Here is an 18801-nt window from a genome sequence, read left to right on the forward strand (position 1 = left end):
CAGACAAAATTCGTTTTGGTTGAAAAAAATTCCGAGAGCAATCGTCTTTTTGTTGAATGTGAAATTCAACATTTGCCACTGTAGGCAAAGAAGACGGGCAGGGTAATGAGTTCTTCCAATAAACAAAGTGCAAAGCAGTCTGGCGTGGGGCAGACGGGCAAGCGCGCACTTCTTATGGCCAGCACGGCCATGGCAATTTTTTACGGGGTATCAGCGGCGCATGCGCAGTCATCCGGTGGGGCAACACCGGCAACGAATGCAGCTCAGGCTGAACGTCGTGCTTTCAATATCCCAGCGCAATCGCTGTCGGCTGCGGTTGGCGCGTTTGGTCGCCAGTCCGGCCTGCAGGTGACGCTTGCCTCTCCGGCCTCCGGAAGCGTGCGTACCAACGCGGTTACCGGCAGCCTGACCGTTCAGGAAGCTTTGACGCAACTGCTTGGTGGCACGGGTATTACATTCAGGTTTGCGGGCAATGGCCGGTCGGTGGTTATCGGTGCAAATCAGGCCGCTGCCGACGTGCCGTCAGCGGATGGTTCCACAATGCTTGAAACCATTACGATCACCGGTAAATCGGGCAGAAACGCTGCATCAGGAGCCGGGTATCAGGGAACACCCGACTGGGTGTACGAAACACCGGCCAGTGTCAGTGTTGTCAGCCGCGAGGCCATTCAGTCTGACCTGGGTGCACGTGATGTGCGCGATCTCTTCGACAATGTCGCGGGGACCTACGTCAACAACTCCGTTGCCAACTCTCCAGCAGTGTCGCCCAATGTTCGCGGTGTGCAGGACATGGGTCGAGTGGTGCTTTCCGTTGATGGTGCGCGCCAGAACGCTAATCGTACGATTTCAGCAGGTGGCGACAGCTACATTGGCAGTTCTGGTAAGGGCTATGTTGAAACGTCCTTCATTCGTGCCGTTGAGGTTGAACGGTTAACGGGCGCCAAATCGGGCCTTGCAGGTTCACTGGCGGGCGCAGTGACATTCCGCACGGTTGGCGCAGACGATATCATCTCGGATGGAAAAGACTGGGGTGTCGAGATCGATACGACTGTTGGCACCAACAATCAGCATTTCAACGGTTCCATACTGGCGTCGAAGCGTATGGGAGATTCCCCATTCTCGATCACCGGCGGCTTCGCGCGCCAGAAGCTTGGCAATTACAAGATTGGCAGCCACGGGGATATTGAGTGGGATGGGGATGAAGACGGTGAAGTTACCTTCATGCAACGAGACAATATGTCGTCGCTGTTGAAACTGGAAGGTGATTTCGGAGACGTGACGACCGGCGTAGCATGGACCCATCAGAAGAAGGATTTTGCATGGTTCATGGGTGGGCTCAGCGATGAAGAGGCCACAGTTAATACTGTAACCGCCAATCTTGACTGGAACCCCGTCGATAATGACCTGATCGATTTCCGTTCAACATTTTGGCTGAACGACACGATGGAAGAGACGCTTCGCCACACCCGGGGCGGTGCTGCAGGTTATCCTGACACACTGATCAGCGCTGATTTCATGAGCTTTGGTATCAATATCGACAATACCAGCCGTTTTGAAACTGCTATCGGTCCGGCAACACTGAATTATGGCGTCGAAGCCTTCCGTGATCACGGAAATTCCAGTGCTTCCAGCACATCAATTGATGTGTGGCCGGAATTGGCATCGAACTTTACATCGTTCAGTCCGGCCGGTCGTCGCGATATGGCAAGTCTCTTTGTCAACGGAGACATTGAGCCAACCGATTGGGTCAAACTATCGGCAGGCTTACGATATGACTGGTATCGGCTCAAGGGTTCGCCGAAATACTACGACTACAGAGATCGTGTAAATTACATCGCATCCGCCGTCACAACTGAGTATGATTACGTCGCGACATATGATCCGGCACGATTTGCCAGCGCTAACGCCGTTCTGAGAAATATCTGGTCGACCCGTCAGGGTGAAATCTATAACGGCCAGTTTTACAGAGCTGGCACAACCATTGCTGCCTTAAGCACGCTGGCCGGTTATCCCGAAAACACCGTGAATATCGATCGTTCCGGCGGCGCATTGTTGCCGTCCTTCACTGTCGAGTTTACGCCGGTTGAGTGGTTGCGACCATATGTTAGCTATTCGAAGAGCTACCGGCCACCGACTGTAACAGAGGCGTTCTTTGCTGGAGACTTGCCGAAAGACGTATCTCCGCTGTCTGTTTATGCACCGAACGAAAGTCTCCGGCCTGAAACAGCAGAAACCTGGGAAATTGGTGCCAACATCAACTTTGACGGTGTCTTTACAGAGGATGACACGCTCCGTCTGAAGGTGTCCGCTTTCAATCGCAAAATCGATGATCTTATTGTGATTGGTTATTTCTATCCATATGCAGGATCTCGACAACTCCAGAGTTATGTCAATACAACTGATGCCGCCCGGATGCGCGGAGTCGAGCTTGAGGGCAACTATGACACCGGTCGCTTTTGGGTCGGTGGCTCTGCGACCTGGTTGGACGCAGAATGGGCGCAAAAGGTGCCAAGCACCTGGTACGGTCAAACCGTCTCCTCAGACAATGTTCAGATGTACTCGAGCGTGGGTGTGCCGCCAAAACTCAAGGCTACTCTTGATGCCGGTGTGCGTTTCCTCGATAACAAGCTGGCAATTGGTGGTCGAGTAACCCATTCGACGCCGACATTATCGCAGGTGAAAACCTTTAATCCGGATGGCGGTTACACATCCAATAAATACACAAAACTCGATCTCTACGGTTCCTACCAGTTCAACGATCGCACCACGTTGCGACTGAGCATTGATAACGTAACCGATATCAACCACGTTCCTGCGGGAAGCCGTTACCCCTCTCCAGGGCGGACCTTCTTCGCCAGTCTGAATGTGAGATTGTGACGAATTTTCGAGCCGGTGGCAGGCTCGAATGCAAGTTCCCCTGACCGGGCGGCAACCCGGCCAAGGGAGTAACCGTCCTGATTGTTGGATCAGGATAAACCTTAGCAACCAAGCAAAGGAAATTTATCATGGCTACCACTATTTCACTAACGTCTGCATCGTCGGATTTCAAATCCTATCTGGAGAATTGGAGCAACACGACATACAGCTCCACTTACGGTGCATTCTACGGTAGCGGCCCTGGCCTGCAGACAGATCCGGCAGTTATCGGTGCAAATCCTTCCTGGGATTACACGCAGTGGGGCAACGGCAACACAAGCGGCGGTAATGGTGTGCTCGTCGGTGGTACTTTCGAGTACTCCTTCGGTAACCTGACCGGTACTGTCAGCTCGCTGGATTTCGGCACCGGCTACGGTGAATCCTCTTCTGGCATCACCCTGTCGAATGTCGCGCTCTCGCTCGATCTCGATCCATCCTTTAACTACAACGGCACGGGCCTTGATGCATTTGACTACGCAATCTACGGCATCACCCGTGGTAACACGCTGAGCTACCTCTACTCCTACCTGGGTGCCACCGGCACGGTGATTGAAGACACCGCAAGTGACGACATTCTCGTCGGCTTCAGCGGCGCGGACACCTTTGTGTTCTCCGGCGGCAACGATGTTGTCACCAATGATGGCCCTGCTGGTACATCCGGTTACCAGGACGGCGTTGACAAGCTCGACATCTCTGCTTGGGGCGCTGTCAACTTCGGCGATCTGACGATCTTCGATGACGCTGGAGATGCTTACGTTGCCTACGGCTCCGACTCCATCCAGCTCGTCGGCGTGAACTCCAGCGTTCTGGACGCATCTGACTTCGTCTTCGCAAGTGCAACGGCTCTGGCCGCCTAAGGGAAGACAACGCTGTGGGCTTTCAAAACCAGCAGCAAACGCCGCCGCAGTCTCTGACTGCGGCGGTCGTTTCGCCCCTCAAGCGCGCCTTCAGCGGTGTTGCGCTCGTCAGTGGCGTGGTCAACATTCTGGCTTTGACCTCACCGATCTTCATGCTTCAGGTCTATGACCGGGTGCTGGCCAGCGGTAGCGTGCCAACCCTTGTTGGGCTGGCCCTGCTTGCCGTCGGGCTTTATGCCTTCCAGTGCATGCTTGATATCATCCGGTCGCGCGTGCTGATCCGCGTCGGTGAACATTTCGACATGCAATATTCCGGTCAGGTGCACGATGCCGTGGTGCGTTTGCCGCTTGTCGCACGGACCTCTGGTGATGGTTTGCAGCCGCTACGTGATCTCGACAATGTCAGGACTTTCGTGTCCGGCACTGGACCGACGGCGTTTTTTGATCTGCCGTGGATGCCGCTTTATCTCGGCATATGTTTTCTTTTCCATTTCTGGATCGGCGTGACGGCGTTGAGCGGCGCTATCGTGCTGGTGGCATTGACCGTTCTCACCAATATCTATTCGCAAAAGCCCATTCGCGACACCATCACCGAAAACATGGCGCGTAATCGATTGCTGGAGGCTTCGCGCCGTAATGCCGAAGTTGTGCAGGCCATGGGGCTGGTCGGGCGGCTTGGCAGGCGCTGGCAGGTGTCTAACGAGGGGTATCTTGCTGCCAATCGCAAGGCTGGTGATGTCGCCGGTAGCCTTGGCAATATCGCCAAATCGCTGCGCATGGTGTTGCAGTCTGCCATTCTGGCGGTCGGTGCCTGGCTGGTGATTGAGCAGGAAGCCTCTGGTGGTATCATGATCGCCAGCTCAATCATGATGGGCCGCGCTTTGGCACCTGTTGATCTCGCCATTTCCAACTGGAAATCATTCGTGGCAGCACGGCAAAGCTGGGCGCGTCTGCACACACTTTTCACCCAGGTGCCATCGACCGACACATCAATGGCTTTGCCGCGTCCGGTCAAGGATTTGCGCGTCGAGAATGTCACCATTGTACCGCCCGGCGAAAAACGACCAACGGTAGCCGGGGTTGGTTTTGCTGTCGCTGCTGGTCAGGCGCTTGGCATTATTGGACCGTCCGGTTCCGGAAAATCCACACTGTCGCGTATTCTGACCGGTGCCTGGACTCCGGCTGGCGGTAAGGTGCGGATCGATGGTGCCAGCTTTGATCAGTGGGATCGTGAGGCGCTCGGTCGTCACATCGGTTATCTGCCGCAGGGCGTTGAGCTTTTTGACGGCACGATCGCCGAAAACATCGCCCGCTTCGAGGACAATGCTGATCCGGACGCCATTATTGCGGCGGCCAAGGCCGCTGGTGCGCATGAACTGATCCTGCGGTTTGAAAAGGGTTACGACAGCAATATTGGGGAGGCCGGTTCGTCGCTGTCCGCCGGTCAGCGTCAGCGGATCGGTCTGGCACGTGCGCTTTACGGCGAGCCTTTCCTTGTCGTTCTGGATGAACCGAATGCCAATCTCGATGCCGAAGGTGAGGCTGCTGTGGTGCGTGCCATGGCGTCGGTGCGGGATCGCAAAGGCATTGTTGTTGTTATTGCTCACCGCCCCAGTGCCATCGGTATCGTCGATTTTGTGCTGATGATGGAAGATGGGCGAATGAAGGCTTTTGGACCGCGTGACGAGGTTCTGTCGAAAGTGCTGCGTACACCGCCTACACCACAACAGCCGGCCGGCGGCTACACCGCTTCTGCCCATGCGGTAACACCACTGCGGGTGGTTGCCAATGCACAGGCCGCACGGCTTGAAAATGCAAGTGAACCGGATGACCGAAAGGAAGACCCTGATGTCAAACATTGACCAGCGCACTTACGTTTCCGGTTCCATTCGCAAACATCTGTTCATGGCGCTGGTGGTCAGTGTCGCTCTGCTGGGTGGTGTCGGTGGCTGGGCAGCAACAACAAATCTGGCAGGCGCCATTGTTGCATCAGGCCATCTGGTGGTGGATTCCTATGTGAAGAAAGTCCAGCATCCAACCGGCGGTGTGGTGGGTGAAATTCTGGTCAGCGAAGGTGATGAGGTCAAGGCCGGTGATATCGTCATGCGGCTGGATGCGACCCAGACAAAGGCTAATCTTGCCATTGTGACCAAGCGGCTGGATGAGTTGACGGCGCGGTTTGTGCGGCTGGAAGCGGAGCGAGATGGTTTGCCAGCGCTGGTTTTTCCGGTTGCGCTTCAATCGCGGCAGGACGATGCCGATGTTGCTGCCGCCATGCGCAGCGAAACCAAGCTGTTTGAATTCCGCAAATCCTTCCGGGAAGGCCGAAAAGCGCAATTGGCCGAACGCATCACCCAGTTCGAACATGAAATCGAGGGGTTGAAGGCGCAGGAGATGGCCTACAAGAAGGGCCTCTCGGTGCTGGAAGCGGAAATCGTTTCGCAGACATCACTGCGTGAGCAGGGCATTGTGTCCGTTCAGCGACTGAATAGTTTGCAGACGCAGGCCGCCACATTTGGTGGCGAGCGTGGTGAAAAGATTGCCTATCAGGCACAGACTGCAGGCCGTATCACCGAAACCAAGTTACAGATTTTGCAGATCGATCAGGAACTACGCACCGAAGTTGGGCGTGAGTTGCGCGAAATTCAGGCCCAGATGGGGGAATATGTCGAACGCAAAGTTGCCGCTGAAGATGAGTTGAAGCGCATCGATATCGTTGCGCCACAATCCGGTGTCGTGCACCAAATGGCGGTTCATACGGTGGGCGGTGTGGTCACGCCTGCAGATCCGATCATGCTTGTTGTACCGGAAGGGGATGATCTTGCGCTGGAGGTGCAAATTGCGCCGAAGGACATCGATCAACTGCAGCTGGGGCAAAAAGCCGTTTTGAGGATGTCTGCCTTCAACCAGCGTGTAACACCGGAGCTTGAAGGGCGTATCAGCCGTATCGCAGCTGACCTCACCACAGACCAGCGGACCGGATTTTCCTATTATGTTGCCCGTATCGCGGTATCCTCAGGGGAGCGCAGTAAACTCGAAAACGCCACCCTGGTGCCCGGCATGCCGGCGGAAGCCTTTATCAAGACCAGCGAACGCACCGCACTTTCCTATTTGATGAAACCTTTGTCCGATCAGGTAAACCGCGCATTCCGTGAGGAGTGAGACGTATTGATGATATACAGACGGCCTGCAGACCATTGCAGGTCGTTTTCTGCTTTTATGTTTTTGTTTCAAATGGTTGTCATTTTTCGGGAATTTACATGAAAAACCCTCTTGTACCTCTAGTTGCTATAGGTCTTAAAAAAGGAGCGACTTGAAAATGAGGGTTCATTATGGGCACGTCGCACAACACACGTTTCAAGATTGACGGCATGGATTGCGCTTCCTGCGCATCCAAGATCGATACGGCAGTTCGCCGTATGCCGGGCGTGGAGGATGTTTCCGTTTCTGTGACCGGTGGCACGATGACGGTGACGCATGATGACGTGAGCGATCTGCTTGCGATCGGCAAAAAGGTCTCAGGCCTTGGTTATCCGGCAACGCGTCTAGCAGACCGTGATGTGAAGCCGGCGCCCGAGCCGCATGTGCATGGTCCTTCATGCTCTCACAATCATGATCATGGCGACCACGATCATGGGCATGATCAGAAACATAACCACGGGCATGAGCGTGCTGCGAGTGCAGCGGCCGATGATGGACTTGAAGGGTTGCATGGTCATGACCACGGCGTCAGTGATAGGCCATGGTGGCGCAGCCGCAAGGGCCGTTTGACGATCATGGCCGGACTGGCACTTGTGCTGGCTTACGGCATCGGCCACCTGTTCCCGGCAATCCAGCTTTACGCCTTTACGGCAGCGATGCTGGTTGGCCTGTTTCCCATTGCGCGCCGCGCCATCATGGCGGCCTTGGCGGGAACGCCATTTTCCATTGAAATGCTGATGACCATTGCCGCAGTCGGCGCGCTGATCATCAACGCTACGGAAGAGGCGGCTGCCGTTGTTTTCCTGTTTCTGGTTGGCGAACTGCTGGAAGGTGTGGCGGCTGGAAAGGCGCGTGCCAGCATCAAGTCGCTTTCTGCTTTGGTGCCCAAAACCGCCTTGTTGGAAGAAAGCGGCAAAACCCGCGAAGTGCCGGCCGCAAGCCTGGCTGTAGGTTCGGTAATTCTGGTTCGTCCCGGTGACCGCATTTCGGCAGATGGCACTGTTGTTTCGGGTGAAAGCGCCATTGATGAAGCACCGGTAACAGGGGAAAGTGTTCCCGTTCGCAAGTCTGTCGATGACGCAGTCTTTGCAGGTACGGTCAATGGTGACGCAGCTTTGCGGGTGCGAGTGACGGCGGCTGCACAGGATAATACCATTGCCCGTGTGGTCCGGCTGGTGGAGGAGGCACAGGAAAGCAAGGCGCCGACCGAACGTTTCATCGACCGTTTTTCCAAATATTACACCCCCGGTGTCGTGGTCGTTGCGGCGCTGGTTGCCGTTCTGCCGCCGCTGCTGCTCGGGGCGGACTGGAGCGAGTGGGTCTACAAGGGTCTTGCCATTCTGCTGATCGGTTGCCCCTGTGCGCTGGTTATTTCAACACCCGCCGCTATTGCCGCCTCGCTGTCGTCAGGTGCGCGACGTGGCCTGTTGATGAAGGGTGGCGCAGTGCTTGAAGGGCTTGGCAAGCTGACGGCGGTTGCATTGGACAAGACGGGCACGCTGACCGAAGGCAAGCCGAAGGTCACCGATGTGCTGGCCTTTGAGAAAACGGCGGTGGAAACGCTGCGTCTCGCCGCTGCCCTTGAAACCGGATCAAGCCATCCGCTGGCGCTTGCCATTCTGGCCAAGGCGGAAGAAGACGGCATTGAAATTCCGCCTGTTGACGATGCAAAGGCACTGGGTGGTAAGGGAGTTGCTGCGAGGGTTGAAGGGACCGACGTCTTCCTTGGATCGCCCAATGCTGCGGCTGAGCGTGTTGCGATCTCGCAGGAACGGCTGGATGCGATTGCCGCGCTGAACGATCAGGGCAAGACGGTGTCGCTGTTGATTGCCGGTGACGTGTTGTGTGGCGCCATTGCCATGCGTGATGAACCCCGTGCCGATGCGGTCGCTGGTTTGAAGGCTTTGACGGACAGTGGCATCAAGGTTGTGATGCTGACAGGCGATAACAAACGTACTGCGACTGCCATCGGCGCGCAGCTTGGCATTGATGTGCGTGCCGAACTGTTGCCGCAGGACAAGCAGCGTATTGTCGGTGAGTTGCAGAAAGAAGGTTACATCGTTGGCAAAGTCGGTGATGGCATCAATGATGCACCGGCTCTGGCGGCTGCCAATGTCGGCATTGCCATGGGTGGCGGAACGGATGTTGCGCTGGAAACGGCCGATGCGGCAATTCTTCACAGCCGGGTTGGGGATGTTGCCCAAATGGTGTCGTTGTCTCAGCGTACCATGCGCAACATCTTCCAGAATATCGCCATGTCTCTTGGTTTGAAGGCGGTGTTTCTGGTCACGACAATTGCTGGAATTACTGGCCTTTGGCCTGCAATTCTGGCGGATACGGGGGCAACGGTGCTGGTTACGCTCAATGCGCTGCGGTTGCTAAAAATCCCCAAGTAATGCCCTGGCGGGTCTGACAGACTGCTTCCGGTGATCAACACATTGTGTCCGTATGTTTAACGAATGGGTAATGTGTCCATCGGAAGCTGTGATAAAAGCGGCACTCGAATACGGACTATTATTGCGGAATGTTTTTACCAGAACAAAACCACTGTCTTTCGCTTAAGCGCTCTCTGTTGCCATCTGTTTACAAGCTGGCGGCGGCTGCGCTGGTGGGTATTTCTCTGGCCAGCTGTACGTCTATGGACCTCAGCGCAACGGCCGAGGCACCAAAGCTGTCCAGTAAGGTGAAGGCCGAGATGGCCAGCAAGGGCATGAAACAGGAAAGCCCTGTTCTTGTTCGCATTTTCAAGCAGGAAAGCGAACTGGAAGTCTGGAAGGTTGATAAGTCTGGTGCCTATGCGCTGTTTAAAACCTACCCGATGTGCCGCTGGTCCGGCAAACTTGGACCGAAGATGAAATCTGGCGACCGTCAAGCGCCTGAAGGTTTTTATCATGTCTCGGCCGGGATGCTGAACCCGAACTCGCAATATTACGTATCGTTCAACCTTGGTTATCCCAACCGTCTTGAATCTGCCCTCGGTTACACCGGAGAGGCATTGATGGTGCATGGCGCGTGCTCATCGTCGGGATGTTACGCCATGACTGACCAGCAGGTTGGTGAAATTTACGCTGTCGTTCAAAAGGCGCTGGAAAGTGGTCAGAGCCGCTTCCAGGTGCAGGCCTATCCTTTCCGGATGACGGCGAAAAATATGGCCATGCACAAGGACGACGAGAACATGCCGTTCTGGCGCACCTTGAAGGAAGGATATGATTCCTTCGAGCTGACAAAACGCCAGCCGAAGGTGTCGGTCTGCGGTCGCCGTTATGTGTTCAATACAGAATTTTCCGGTGGGGAACCTTCTGATCCCTTGGCCGTTTGTCCTCCTGCCGTAAACCAGCCGGATTCGGCACTCATGGCAAAACTGGATTTGGAAAAGCAGAAAGTGGATATGGCCATCGCGCAGGCGACGTCGGTTCCGGTGATGGCATATTCCGACGGTGGCATGCATCCGAGCTTCCGCGCAATTCTCGAGAAGAATGGCGCGAAGAAGATGGCGGCCAGCGTATCTAAAACCAAATACCCCGTCAGCCGTCCCGAAGCGGCGCTGGCTGATCCCTTTGCGGGCATAAGAAAATAAACTGAGGACGTCGATTGAAGACCGAGATTATCACAAGACGCATGTTCCTGCTAGGAACGGCCGGAATGGCAACCACCGTATTGGCTGGCTGCACCACGACCTCCAACCAGACCGTTGCGGCACCGGTTGAACCGTCTGTGGATAATTCCATGCTGGCCAGCATGTATGGCCCGATGCCGGAGGAGCAGTTCCCGCTGCCGGCCATTCCGTATCAAAAAATTCCATCGCGTTTTCATCGCCAGATGGTTGCAAATCCTACCAGTGAACGTCCTGGCACAATCATTGTCGATACGAGCAACCACTTCCTTTATCTGACGATGGAAGGTGGTCAGGCCATGCGTTACGGCGTTGGCCTTGGTCGCGCCGGTTTTGAATGGGCGGGCAGGGGTGTTATCCAGTACAAACGCCAATGGCCACGCTGGACACCGCCGGATGAAATGGTGGCGCGCCAGCCTGAGTTGCAGCCTTACAGCATTGCCAATGGCGGCATGGAACCTGGTCTGAACAACCCGCTTGGTGCTCGCGCGCTTTACATTTTCCAGAACAACCAGGATACGCTTTACCGTATTCACGGTTCGCCGGAATGGTGGACGATTGGCAAATCGGTATCGTCTGGCTGCGTTCGCATGCTCAATCAGGATATCATCGATCTCTATAACCGGGTACCGGGCAAGACACCGATCCTGGTTATGAACCTTTCGGCGCCGATGGTTGCCGTTGCTCCGGGTCTCCCGCAGCCGGTTTGATCGTTTTGGTCTGAATTTTCAAAAGCCCACGCTTTGGTGAAACGCGTGGGCTTTTTGTTACTCAGACATCCGGTTTGGTTGCCAGAATGGCGTAACGGTGTTGCAGGCCACGGGCAGTTGCCTTGAAAAATCCGAGGTCTTTGGCCTGCGCCTTATGGATTTTCTTAAGGTTGGCATCGACAGTAAGTGATTGGAAACCCGTGTCTTTCAACAGTGTGGCGACGGCATCTGCGCGTGCCCCATTCGAGAAATAGACGCGGGACAGGATGCTATTGTGGGTGCTGGCACTGTGGCCCGGCGCATGTGGTGTTCCGGGGTTGCTGATGCCGGCTTTTTCCAGAAGCGCGGCAAGCTTCTTGAGCAGCTTTTCGCCTAGGCTGATGTTTACGAAATCCCCATCCACGATCAGCAGTTTTCCACCGGGTTTCAGCACGCGAAACCACTCGGCAAAGCTGGCCTTCGGGTCTACCAGCGTCCACACCAGATGGCGGGTTATGATGACATCATAGGTGCCATCCGGCTCCATGGTGTTTTCCGCGTCTGCCATGCTGAAATGGATTGAGCGGCCTCTGGAGATTGCCTTTGAGCGGGCCAGTGACAGCATGGTTTCGGACCAGTCTAGACCGGTGACGGCAAAACCGAGATCATCCATCAGATGGGAGATTACGCCGGTGCCGCAGGCAAGATCCAGTGCAACCCGACCGTTACCCGGACCCAGATGCTTGAGGATCAAAGCGTGCCAGGCGGCGCGCTCCTCATCGGAGAAAATCTCATGACCCGGGGAAAGATCGAAGGTTGCAGCGCGGGATGACCAATAGGCCTTGATTTCATCACGCAGCGCGAAATTATTCCCGTGTCCGTCTATGCTCGACATCGTATCCAACCCTGGCGTTTGTCACTTTGGAAACCGTCTAAAAGATAAAACTTGACGGTATCAGTCATAAAATAATAAAGCCCCGGCAGTTTTTACCGGAGAGCAATTTCAATGCGCATTACAGGCAAATCAACTGTACTTGCAATGGGTCTTCTCGTGTCGAGCGTATGGCCGGCATTTGCAGACAAGGTCACCCTCAAGGACGTCACGGGCCGTGACGTTGAGGTGAATGTGCCTGTCAAAAATGTCATTCTTGGCGAAGGCCGTCAGATCTACTTCCTTGCTGCTCTAGACAAGAACAACCCGTTTGAACACGTGGTTGGCTGGCGCGATGACCTGCCAAAGGCTGACCCTGAAACCTATGAGGCCTATCTGGCCAAATATCCTGACATCGCCAAGCTGCCGACTTTTGGTGGTATGAAGGATGGTACATTTGACATTGAGCAGGCAGTGGCGCTGAAGCCCGACGTTATCTTGATGAACATCGATGCCAAGACGGCGACGGAAGAAGCCGGTTACATCGAGAAGCTCGGCAAGGTTGGCATTCCGCTTGTATATGTCGACTTCCGTGAAAAGCCGATGGAAAACACCGAGCCAAGCATGCGCGTCATGGGCAAGCTGATGGGCAAGGAGCAACTGGCTGAAGATTTCATCAAGTTCCGCGCCGACAGCATCAAGAGTGTCACGGACGTTCTGGAAAGGAACAATCCTAAGAAGCCTGTTGTTTTCATCGAACGCGCAGGTGGTTATTCCGATGATTGCTGCATGTCTTTCGGCAACGAGAACTTCGGAAAGATGGTTGAGATTGCCGGTGGCATCAACATGGCCAAGGACATCATTCCCGGCACTTTCGGTACCGTTAATCCTGAACAGGTCATTGCTTCGAACCCTGACCAGATCATCGTGACGGGTGGTAAGTGGGACGCTTATGTTCCCGGTGGTAACTGGGTTGGTGTCGGTTATGGCGCTGATTTGAAAGAAGCCCGCCGCAAACTGGAAAACCTGACCAAGCGTCCGGCCTTTACCGGTGTGCAGGCGGTCAAGGATGGCAATGTCCATGCCATCTGGCACCAGTTCTACAACAATCCGTACCAGTTCGTTGCCATTCAGGAAATTGCCAAGTGGCTGCACCCTGATCTGTTCAAGGACCTGGACCCTGAAGCAACCTTCAAGGAGTTGCACGCACGTTTCCTGCCGTTGGATTACAAGTCCGGCTACTTCGTGTCGCTGAAGGACGCAGAGTAAAAAAGACGACTGACGGTGCATGGGGGTGTGCCGGTTGATCGACAGGCGAGGCTGCAAAATTGCAGCCTCGCCATTTCTGATTAAAGAGAGAGGGACCACCCATGCGGTTCAAGATGTTTCGCCATGTAACGGTGCTCGCCGTTTCGCTTCTGGCAATGCCGGCATTCGCTGCTGAAATTACCGATGTCACGGGACATACGGTCGAGATCGAGTTGCCCGCCAAGCGCGTGATAGTTGGTGAAGCCCGGCAGATCCACGTTATCGCTGCGCTGAAAGGTGATCAGACATTCGACAGCATTGTCGGGTGGCGCGATGACCTGATCAAAAAAGATCCTGATAGTTATACGGCCTATGTCGAAAAGTTTCCGGCATTGGCGGATTTGCCCCGTTTCGGTTACATCCCGCAAGGCGATTTCAGCCTCGAGACCGCAATTTCGCTGACACCTGACGTCATCACATTGAACCTTGAGGCCGAAAAGGGTGCCAAGGAAAGCGGCTTTGAAGAAAAGGCTGCGGCTGCCGGCATCAAGGTCATCTATCTTGATTTCCGAATTGACCCGGACAAGAACAGCGAAAAATCAATCCGTATTCTTGGCCAGCTTTTTGGTGCGGAACAGCGGGCAGAAGAATTCATTGCCTATCGCCGTGCAGAAATTGCCCGCGTCATCGACAGGCTGGCTGGCATCAAGGATCTGAAACGCCCTAATGTGTTCATCGAACGCTCGCCAGGTATCTCGGGTGAGAACACCTGCTGCCGCACATTTGGCCCCGCCAATTTCGGCGCGATGGTTGATCTGGCTGGCGGGCACAATGTAGCTGAGGGGATTATCAAGACCACCTTTGGCGATCTCAACCCGGAACAGCTTGTGGTTTCGGATCCAGCCCATGTCATCGTGACCGGCTCCAATTGGGCCGCTGAATCCGATATCAACCAGTTTGTCCCGCTCGGTCGTGGGGCCGACATGGTGGTGGCGCGCGACCGTCTTGCCAATCTCATGACACGCACGCCATTTCCCAACCTGTCTGCCGTCAAGAATGGTCAGGTTCATGGAGTCTGGCACCAGTTTTATGGCGCGCCATATGAGTTTTTCCCAATCCAGCAATTTGCGAAGTGGTTCCATCCGGACATCTTTGCCGATCTGGACCCGGAGAAGATTTTTGAGGAATTCCATAGGAAATTCCTGCCGGTGACGTATAAGCCGGGATATTTCGTCTCTCTCGAAAAAGGTTCGAACTGATGGCTTCCTTGAGTGAAATCGAGGTCAAAGTAACAGGGCGCGATCAATATCGCGCTCTTGCCACACGCAGGATTATCATTCTGGCGGGGCTGGTTTTTGCCCTGTGTGTTAGTCTCGCGGCAGACATGGCTCTTGGCCCGGCGCGATACACTTTATCGCAGGTTGTTGGTGCGATCCTTGATCCGGCTTCGGTCACTGACCAGCTTCGTGTGGTTATCTGGGATATTCGTATGCCGATTGCCTTGATGGCCGTGACAGTCGGGGCATCGCTTTCGGTTGCCGGTGCGCAGATGCAGACCATACTGTCCAACCCGCTTGCCAGCCCGTTTACGCTTGGTATCTCGGCTGCGGCCAGCTTTGGCGCTGCTTTGGCACTGGTGGGTGGGGTCGCGATTTTTCCTGGTGCCGTACACTACATGGTGCCGATCAACGCGTTTCTGATGGCGATGCTGGCTGCAATGTTCATTCATTTTGCATCCACCATGCGTGGTGTCAGCGTGGAAACCATTGTTCTGCTCGGCATTGCCTTGGTGTTCACCTTCAACGCTGCGCTGTCGCTGCTCGAATATCTGGCATCGGAACAGGCACTGGCCGCAGTTGTGTTCTGGACCATGGGTAGCCTGACCAAGGCAACATGGATGAAGGTCTATGTGACCGGTGGCATCATTGTGCTGACGGTGCCCTTGTTCATGAAAAACGCTTGGGCGTTGACGGCACTTCGTCTTGGTGACGACAAGGCTGCCAGCATGGGCGTCAATGTTCGTCGCTTGCGTTTGCAGACCATGCTGACCGTCAGCCTGCTGGCTGCCATTCCGGTGTCCTTTGTCGGGACAATCGGTTTTGTCGGTCTGGTTGGCCCGCACATTGCGCGTATGGTGGTGGGTGAGGACCAGCGCTTCTTCCTGCCGGGTTCGGTCATCTGCGGTGCACTGCTGTTGTCCGTGACCTCGGTTGTCAGCAAGATGCTTATTCCAGGCGCTATCCTGCCGATCGGTGTCATCACCGCGCTGGTTGGCGTTCCCTTCTTCTTCGTTCTGATCTTTTCCAACAGGAGGCGCGCATGGTAGCCCTTGCTCTCAAGGATGTCGGCGCGGCCTACGGTCGCGTTACCGTTCTTTCAAAGGTCGGCATCGATCTTCTGCAAAGCGGCAGTGTGACGGCGGTTATTGGACCAAACGCGGCTGGCAAATCGACACTGTTCAAGCGTATTGCGGGGCTCATTTCCGGCCCCGGCCTGGTGCAGCTTTCCGATACGGAACGGGGTGATCGCACCATATGTTACATGCCGCAGGATACCGGTGCGAACGCGGTTTTGACCGTGTACGAATCCATCCTGCTATCTGCCAAACAGGGTGGAGGCTGGCGTGTTCAGGACAGTGAGCTCAATGAGATCGATGCCATCTTGAAGGCATTGCGTATTGAAGATTTGGCGTTTCGTGGTCTCGGTGAACTCTCGGGTGGTCAGCGCCAGCTGGTCTCGCTGGCGCAGGCGCTGGTGCGCAGGCCGGAAGTGCTGCTGATGGATGAGCCGACCTCGGCACTTGACCTGCATCGCCAGATTGAGGTGCTGGGTTTCGTGGCCGATCTGGCCAAAAAGAATGGCATGATCGTGCTTATTGCACTGCACGACCTCAACCATGCGCTTCGTTACTGCGAGAGCACTATCGTTATTGCAAAAGGTGAGATGATCGTCAGCGGCGACACATCTGATGTGATCAATGCCGATATGCTACGGGACATCTACAAGATTGAGGCACGCATCGAAAACTGCTCGCTGGGTCGCCCGCTGGTGATCGTGGATGGCGCGCTCTGAGACTTGGAGAACGCTTCCGGTTTCCTAGCGAAGCCGGAAGCGTTGTTTTTTACAGCTTTACCCAGGCGGCATTTTTCCGCGATGAAGCAACGCAAGCCTCAATGAAGGCTACGCCATTCACACCATCATCAACGGTTGGATAGACCACTGATTTGTCGACGGTCTTGCCGTTGCGCCTTGCCTCGATGGCATGGGCGGCTTCGGTGTAGATGGTGGCAAAGGCTTCCAGATATCCCTCGGGATGGCCGCCGGGAATGCGGGTGACGCGGGCTGCTGCTGCACCTGCGCCAGCACCACCACGGGTAATCAACCGCTTTTCCTGACCAAAGGGTGTGAACCACAGACGGTTGGGATCTTCCTGGGCCCATTCCAGCCCGCCCTTGGTGCCGAAAACCCGTAGTTTCAGAGAGTTTTCGTTGCCGGGAGCCACCTGACTGCACCACAACATGCCTTTGGCACCGCCGGCAAAACGCAACATCACGTGGGCGTTGTCATCAACACGACGGCCTTCAACGAAGCTGTCGAGATCTGCGGCCAGACTGTCCAATGTCAGTCCGGTGACGAAGGAGGCCAGATTGAAGGCATGGGTGCCGATATCGCCCGTGGAGCCGCCAACGCCTGATTGTTTGGGGTCGGTACGCCATACCGCACCCTTGGCGCCGGTTGTTTCAAGCGCTTCGGTCAACCAATCCTGCGCATATTCGACCTGAACGACACGCAGGTCGCCGAGCTCGCCGGCCGATATCATTTCGCGGGCTTGCCGCACCATGGGGTAGCCGGTGTAATTGTGGGTTAGGATGAACAGCGCACCGCTTTCGTCAGCTGCCTTTTTCAGTTTCTTGGCGTCAGCGAGTGAAGAGGTCAGCGGTTTGTCGCAGATGACGTGAATGCCACGTTTGAGAAATTCACGTGCCGCCTCGTAATGCACATTGTTCGGCGTGACGATCGCGACCGCCTCAATGCCGTTTTTCAGCCGGGCTTCGCGGATCGCCATATCCTTGTAACTGGAATAGACGCGGTCCGGGCTCAGGCCTAGTTCATGACCCGAGGCCACGGCCTTGTCAGGTGAGGAGGAGAGGGCGCCGGCCACCAGTTCAAAGCGGTTGTCCAGACGCGCTGCCATGCGGTGCACGCCGCCAATAAATGCGCCGATACCGCCGCCGACCATGCCCAGACGAATGCGGCTGGTGGCTGTTTCGGTCGTTTTTGCTTCAATAGTCATCGTGTTCCTCTTGGAGCTTTTTTACAGGCCCAACATGCGGCGGTTTGCGGCGTCATCGGTGCCACTGGAGGCAAAGTCGTCAAATGCCTTTTCAGTGACGCGGATAATATGGGCTTTGACGAATTCTGCGCCTTCGCGGGCACCATCTTCCGGATGTTTGAGTGCGCATTCCCACTCGACCACGGCCCAGCCATCAAAATCATTAGCAGCCATTTTGGAAAACACTGCACCGAAGTCCACCTGTCCGTCGCCCAGCGAACGAAAACGTCCGGCACGATTTACCCAGCTCTGATAACCGCCATAAACGCCCTGTCGGCCGGTCGGGTTAAACTCCGCATCCTTGACGTGGAACATCTTGATGCGGTCCTTGTAGATATCGATGTTGTCGAGATAATCGAGGCACTGCAGCACATAGTGCGAGGGGTCGTAGAGCATGTTGGCGCGAGGGTGGTTTTTCACCCGCTCCAGGAACATTTCAAATGTTACACCGTCATGCAGGTCTTCGCCGGGGTGGATCTCATAGGCGATATCGACACCCTGTTCATCGGCGTAGTTGAGAATTGGTGTCCAGCGTTTTGCCAGCTCGTCAAAGGCGGCTTCGACCAGGCCGGCTGGCCGTTGTGGCCATGGGTAGACAAAAGGCCAGGCTAGCGCCCCTGAAAATGTTGCATGGGCCTTGATACCCATATTGCGGGAGGCTTTCAGGGCCATCTTGACCTGTTCTACCGCCCATTGCTGGCGCGCCTTTGGATTGCCGCGCACTTCCGGCACTGCAAAACCGTCAAACGCTTCATCATAGGCCGGGTGAACGGCGACCAACTGTCCCTGCAAGTGGGTGGAAAGCTCCGTTACTTCGATGCCGTTCTGGCGGGCGACACCGGCAAATTCATCGCAATAGTCTTTCGATTCCGAGGCTTTTTTCAGATCGATCAGCTGGCTTGCCCATGTCGGCACCTGCACGCCGATGTACCCTTTTTCGGCGGCCCATTTTGTAATGCCGTCCCAGGTGTTGAACGGGGCGGTATCGCCCGCGAACTGGCCCAGAAACAAGGCAGGTCCTTTGATCGTCTTCATAAATACCCTCCATTATCGAACATACAAAAAACATAGGA

General features: G+C 55.3%; 14 protein-coding genes. 11 read left to right on the forward strand and 3 right to left on the reverse strand.

The window, feature by feature from the left end; translation table 11 throughout:
• Positions 1 to 105 precede the first annotated feature (105 nt).
• From M2418_RS02155 to M2418_RS02185, 7 genes are all read left to right on the forward strand, one after another.
• Positions 106 to 2877, forward strand: coding sequence for a TonB-dependent receptor (locus M2418_RS02155; RefSeq protein ID WP_259143479.1), 2772 nt, complete (start codon positions 106 to 108; stop codon positions 2875 to 2877).
• A 128-nt stretch (positions 2878 to 3005) separates the two neighbouring features.
• On the forward strand, positions 3006 to 3773 hold the full coding sequence (locus M2418_RS02160) for a hypothetical protein (RefSeq protein ID WP_259143481.1): 768 nt from the start codon (positions 3006 to 3008) through the stop codon (positions 3771 to 3773).
• Between the two features lie 14 nt (positions 3774 to 3787).
• Positions 3788 to 5635, forward strand: coding sequence for a type I secretion system permease/ATPase (locus M2418_RS02165; protein WP_259143484.1), 1848 nt, complete (start codon positions 3788 to 3790; stop codon positions 5633 to 5635).
• A complete protein-coding gene (locus M2418_RS02170) occupies positions 5622 to 6935 on the forward strand; it encodes an HlyD family type I secretion periplasmic adaptor subunit (protein WP_259143487.1) in 1314 nt (437 codons plus the stop codon). The genes M2418_RS02165 and M2418_RS02170 overlap by 14 nt, the downstream gene beginning before the upstream one ends.
• A gap of 170 nt (positions 6936 to 7105) precedes the next feature.
• Positions 7106 to 9370, forward strand: coding sequence for a heavy metal translocating P-type ATPase (locus tag M2418_RS02175; protein ID WP_259143488.1), 2265 nt, complete (start codon positions 7106 to 7108; stop codon positions 9368 to 9370).
• Between the two features lie 176 nt (positions 9371 to 9546).
• Positions 9547 to 10551, forward strand: coding sequence for a L,D-transpeptidase family protein (locus M2418_RS02180; RefSeq protein WP_405049361.1), 1005 nt, complete (start codon positions 9547 to 9549; stop codon positions 10549 to 10551).
• 14 nt (positions 10552 to 10565) lie between these two features.
• Entirely contained in the window at positions 10566 to 11297 is a 732-nt protein-coding gene (locus tag M2418_RS02185) for a L,D-transpeptidase (RefSeq protein ID WP_405049362.1), read from the forward strand.
• A gap of 61 nt (positions 11298 to 11358) precedes the next feature.
• Here M2418_RS02185 and M2418_RS02190 read toward each other — a convergent pair whose 3' ends face one another.
• On the reverse strand, positions 11359 to 12171 hold the full coding sequence (locus M2418_RS02190; RefSeq protein WP_250982053.1) for a class I SAM-dependent methyltransferase: 813 nt from the start codon (positions 12169 to 12171) through the stop codon (positions 11359 to 11361).
• Positions 12172 to 12282: 111 nt separating this feature from the next.
• Here M2418_RS02190 and M2418_RS02195 point away from each other — a divergent pair, with 111 nt between their 5' ends.
• The 4 genes from M2418_RS02195 (at position 12283) to M2418_RS02210 (ending at position 16467) form a co-directional block, all read left to right on the forward strand.
• Positions 12283 to 13416, forward strand: a complete 1134-nt coding sequence (locus M2418_RS02195; protein ID WP_259143491.1) for an ABC transporter substrate-binding protein — start codon at positions 12283 to 12285, stop codon at positions 13414 to 13416.
• Positions 13417 to 13517: 101 nt separating this feature from the next.
• The gene (locus tag M2418_RS02200; RefSeq protein WP_259143493.1) at positions 13518 to 14654 is read left to right on the forward strand and encodes an ABC transporter substrate-binding protein; all 1137 of its coding nucleotides are present in this window, start codon (positions 13518 to 13520) and stop codon (positions 14652 to 14654) included.
• The gene (locus tag M2418_RS02205) at positions 14654 to 15721 is read left to right on the forward strand and encodes an iron ABC transporter permease (RefSeq protein ID WP_259143495.1); all 1068 of its coding nucleotides are present in this window, start codon (positions 14654 to 14656) and stop codon (positions 15719 to 15721) included. The genes M2418_RS02200 and M2418_RS02205 overlap by 1 nt, the downstream gene beginning before the upstream one ends.
• Positions 15715 to 16467, forward strand: a complete 753-nt coding sequence (locus tag M2418_RS02210) for an ABC transporter ATP-binding protein (protein WP_259143497.1) — start codon at positions 15715 to 15717, stop codon at positions 16465 to 16467. The genes M2418_RS02205 and M2418_RS02210 overlap by 7 nt, the downstream gene beginning before the upstream one ends.
• A gap of 49 nt (positions 16468 to 16516) precedes the next feature.
• Here the strand turns inward: M2418_RS02210 and M2418_RS02215 are convergent, their stop codons facing one another.
• Complete coding sequence (locus tag M2418_RS02215; protein ID WP_259143499.1) at positions 16517 to 17689, reverse strand: Gfo/Idh/MocA family protein; 1173 nt, start codon at positions 17687 to 17689, stop codon at positions 16517 to 16519.
• Positions 17690 to 17710: 21 nt separating this feature from the next.
• Complete coding sequence (locus M2418_RS02220; protein ID WP_259143501.1) at positions 17711 to 18763, reverse strand: sugar phosphate isomerase/epimerase; 1053 nt, start codon at positions 18761 to 18763, stop codon at positions 17711 to 17713.
• Positions 18764 to 18801: the final 38 nt, after the last annotated feature.

Origin of the sequence: Rhizobium sp. BIGb0125, assembly GCF_024810055.1 — a bacterium.
Classification (GTDB): domain Bacteria; phylum Pseudomonadota; class Alphaproteobacteria; order Rhizobiales; family Rhizobiaceae; genus Agrobacterium.

Excerpts from the sequence above, each read along its gene's own strand:
- M2418_RS02210 (WP_259143497.1), top strand. The coding sequence starts at position 15,715 with ATGGTAGCCCTTGCTCTCAAGGATGTCGGCGCGGCCTACGGTCGCGTT.
- M2418_RS02160 (WP_259143481.1), top strand. The coding sequence starts at position 3,006 with ATGGCTACCACTATTTCACTAACGTCTGCATCGTCGGATTTCAAATCC.
- M2418_RS02170 (WP_259143487.1), top strand. The coding sequence starts at position 5,622 with ATGTCAAACATTGACCAGCGCACTTACGTTTCCGGTTCCATTCGCAAA.
- M2418_RS02195 (WP_259143491.1), top strand. The coding sequence starts at position 12,283 with ATGCGCATTACAGGCAAATCAACTGTACTTGCAATGGGTCTTCTCGTG.
- M2418_RS02215 (WP_259143499.1), bottom strand. The coding sequence starts at position 17,689 with ATGACTATTGAAGCAAAAACGACCGAAACAGCCACCAGCCGCATTCGT.
- M2418_RS02175 (WP_259143488.1), top strand. The coding sequence starts at position 7,106 with ATGGGCACGTCGCACAACACACGTTTCAAGATTGACGGCATGGATTGC.
- M2418_RS02205 (WP_259143495.1), top strand. The coding sequence starts at position 14,654 with ATGGCTTCCTTGAGTGAAATCGAGGTCAAAGTAACAGGGCGCGATCAA.
- M2418_RS02220 (WP_259143501.1), bottom strand. The coding sequence starts at position 18,763 with ATGAAGACGATCAAAGGACCTGCCTTGTTTCTGGGCCAGTTCGCGGGC.
- M2418_RS02190 (WP_250982053.1), bottom strand. The coding sequence starts at position 12,171 with ATGTCGAGCATAGACGGACACGGGAATAATTTCGCGCTGCGTGATGAA.
- M2418_RS02200 (WP_259143493.1), top strand. The coding sequence starts at position 13,518 with ATGCGGTTCAAGATGTTTCGCCATGTAACGGTGCTCGCCGTTTCGCTT.
- M2418_RS02155 (WP_259143479.1), top strand. The coding sequence starts at position 106 with ATGAGTTCTTCCAATAAACAAAGTGCAAAGCAGTCTGGCGTGGGGCAG.